The organism is Streptomyces sp. YIM 98790, from assembly GCF_011421595.1.
Taxonomy (GTDB): Bacteria; Actinomycetota; Actinomycetes; order Streptomycetales; family Streptomycetaceae; genus Streptomyces.
On the sequence record NZ_WTLH01000338.1, the window covers coordinates 1 to 3,090 of the forward strand.

The 3,090-nt window shown below is 70.7% G+C and carries 2 protein-coding genes and 2 pseudogenes; 3 read left to right on the forward strand and 1 reads right to left on the reverse strand.

The genetic code is table 11. The annotated features are described in order from the left end of the window. Positions 1 to 270: 270 nt before the first annotated feature. A pseudogene (locus GQS09_RS30155) lies at positions 271 to 444 on the forward strand (transposase); the annotation flags it as partial. Between the two features lie 217 nt (positions 445 to 661). Then, entirely contained in the window at positions 662 to 1,081 is a 420-nt protein-coding gene (locus GQS09_RS27725) for a transposase (protein WP_313896382.1), read from the forward strand. Here the strand turns inward: GQS09_RS27725 and GQS09_RS27730 are convergent. After that, the gene (locus GQS09_RS27730) at positions 1,056 to 1,526 is read right to left on the reverse strand and encodes a hypothetical protein (RefSeq protein WP_165990272.1); all 471 of its coding nucleotides are present in this window, start codon (positions 1,524 to 1,526) and stop codon (positions 1,056 to 1,058) included. The genes GQS09_RS27725 and GQS09_RS27730 overlap by 26 nt on opposite strands. Positions 1,527 to 1,670: 144 nt before the next feature. Between GQS09_RS27730 and GQS09_RS27735 the strand changes: the two are divergent. Next, a pseudogene (locus GQS09_RS27735) lies at positions 1,671 to 3,090 on the forward strand (RHS repeat protein); the annotation flags it as partial.

Consider the following 3,090-nt stretch of genomic DNA (forward strand, 5'->3'; position numbering starts at 1 on the left):
AGAAGCCGTTGCTCTATCGATCGTGGTGAGCATTGGTTCGAGGACGGGGATTCGGCTGGGTGATCTTCGGCCGGTGCGGGCATGAAGACAGGGCCTCCTGTCCAGCTCGGGATTGCTGAAGTCCTTCGAGCGTCAGGAGGCCCTGTGCCGCAGTCTTCCGTCCGGACGGTCGGGGAGTCCAACTCGGTTGCCCCGTCGTGTGACTGTCTCGCGCACGGGTTCGGAAACGCCGCGGGCCGGCCGCACAGGAGACCGACGTATCCCTCGGACATGACGGACGCCGAATGGGCGGTGGTGAGGGACCTGCTGCCGGTGCCGGGATGGCTGGAGGGCCGGGGCGGGCAGCCGGAGGGCTACTGCCACCGGCAGATGATCGATGCGATCCGCTATCTGGTGGACAACGGGATCAAGTGGCGGGCGATGCCGGCCGACTTCCCGCCGTGGGAGCGGGTCTATGCGTTCTTCCGCCGCTGGCGCGAGTGCGGCCTGGTCGCCGAGTTCCACGACCGGCTGCGGAGCCGGACCCGCCGCAGCGAGGGCCGGGACGCGGAGCCGACCGCGGCGATCATCGACTCGCAGTCGGGTCAAGGCGGACGCGTCCGTCCCGGCCGCCTCCCGGGGCTTCGATGCCGGCAAGCAGATCAACGGCCGCAAGCGGCACGTGATCGTGGACGCCCTCGGTCTGCTGCTGATGGTGCTGGTCACTCCGGCCGGCGTCACCGACCGGGACGCCGCCTGCGGGATGCTGCCCCGCCTGCTCGCCCGCCACCGCCGCATCCGGCTTGCCTGGGTCGACGGCGGCTACGCGGGCCGCCTGGTGAACTGGGCCCAGACCACCCTCCGCCTGGCCCTGGACGTCGTCCGGCGCAGCGACGACACGCACGGCTTTACCGTGCTGCCCCGGCGCTGGTGCGTGGAACGCACCCTGAGCTGGCTGATGCGCACCCGCCGTCTGGCCCGCGACTACGAAACCCGCACAGCCAGCAGCGAAGCGGTCGTGCAGTGGTCGATGGCCATGCTCATGAGCCGCCGTCTGGCCCGCCGCGCCGGCCCGCTCACCGAGCCGGGTGCCGCAGGGTGAACAGGCCCGGCCTCTCCTCGGCCAGCCAGCCCCGCGCCACCAGCCGCTTCGCCCTCACCCGGACTCCCTCGACCTTCGCGGGCACCAGCTCCAGCCCCAGCCGGGCCGCCAGATCCTTCCCCGCACCCCCTCCCGGGCCCGGCTCCCCGTCCAGCACGGCCAGCAGCCGCCGGTACTCCGGCGCAAGCACCCCAGCGGTGACGCCCTCGTGCCAGTGCGGGACCACCGACCCGGCCACCGGCTTCTTCACCGGGGTCGGCACCGGCTCCGGCCGGACCGGCTCCTCCACCACAGCGCCCGCGGCCAGAGCCTCGACCAGCTCCGCCAACGCCACCACCCGACGCTCCAGCACCGCCTCCGCCTCTAGCAGCTCGTCCTGCAGGTCCTCCACCCGCTGCCGAGCAGCACGCTCCCGCTCCTCCAGCAGCCCCATCACCGACGGCACCCGGCACCTCCACCGAAAAGACGACACGACGTGTCATCACTGCCGTCGAGGCATCAGCTCAATGCCTGACCAGCGGAAACAAGACGACCAGGTTCGGAAAGACAACAGCTACTCACCACGTGGACCTACGACGGCGAAGGCCGCATGCTCACCCGCACCGACCCGGTCGGCAACGAGCCCGGGGCCGACCCCGCCGACCACACCACCCACTACACCTACGATCTCGACGGCAACCTCGCCACCGAGACCGACCCGNCAGGTTCGGAAAGACAACAGCTACTCACCACGTGGACCTACGACGGCGAAGGCCGCATGCTCACCCGCACCGACCCGGTCGGCAACGAGCCCGGGGCCGACCCCGCCGACCACACCACCCACTACACCTACGATCTCGACGGCAACCTCGCCACCGAGACCGACCCGTTGGGCAACACCACCACCTGGACCTACGACGGACTGGGGCAGCCGGTCACCGAGACCGACCCTCTGGGCAATACCACCACGTGGGCCTACGACGAGATGGGCCGGATCACCGCCACTACGGGCCCCGACGGAGCCACCACGCGCTACACCTACAACAGTGAAGGCCAAGTCCGCACCCGCGAAGACCCCAACGGGCACACCGTCAGCTACGAATACGACGGCAACGGCCAACTCACCGCCGACACAGACCCCCTGGGCCGCCGCCGCACGTACGGGTACGACGCGGACGGCAATCAGGTCCGCTTCACCAACGCCCGCTCCACCGTCACCACCTACACCCGCGACCCCCGAGGGAGGGTCACCGCCCTGACGCACACCGATGACACACCGGACGTCACATACGCCTACGACGCCGCCGGCAACCGCACCCGGATCACCGACGGCAAAGGCGAGCGGGAACTCACCTACGACGGCGCCAACCGGCTGCTGAGCGTCACCCCGGCCGACGGAAGCGGCGGCTTCCACTACACCTACAACCACGCAGGGCAGGTCACCTCCCGCACCTACCCCACCGGCCTGACCACCGCCTACACCTACGACAACGCCGGACGCCTCACCGCACAGACCACCAACGGCGCCACCGTGGACTACGCCTACGACGCAGCCGGACGCCTCACCCTCACCACCCTCCCCGCCACGGCAGACGGCACCGGCCGCCTCCACCAGAACCGCACCTACGACCCGACCGGCCGCCTCACCTCACTCACCAGCACAAGCGGCGACGTGACCATCGCCGCCTGGACCGCCACCCGCGACGCCGCAGGCCGCCCCACCACCGCCGACACCATCCGCCCCGGCGGCACCGCCAACCGCGAACACTACGGATACGACGACGCCGGGCGCCTGACCCAGTGGTGCCGGGCCGCCGCCGGCACGGCAGACTGCACCGCAGCCACCGAATCCCTCACCTACGCCTACGCCTACGACGGCGCCGGCAACCGCACCACCATGAACCGCAACGGCACCACCCTCCGCTACACCTACGACGCCGCGGACCAGCTGCGCACCGTCTCCGCCGGCCTGCTGCGCCGCAGCTACTACTACGACGCGGACGGCAACCTCACCGGCGACGGCTCCAGCG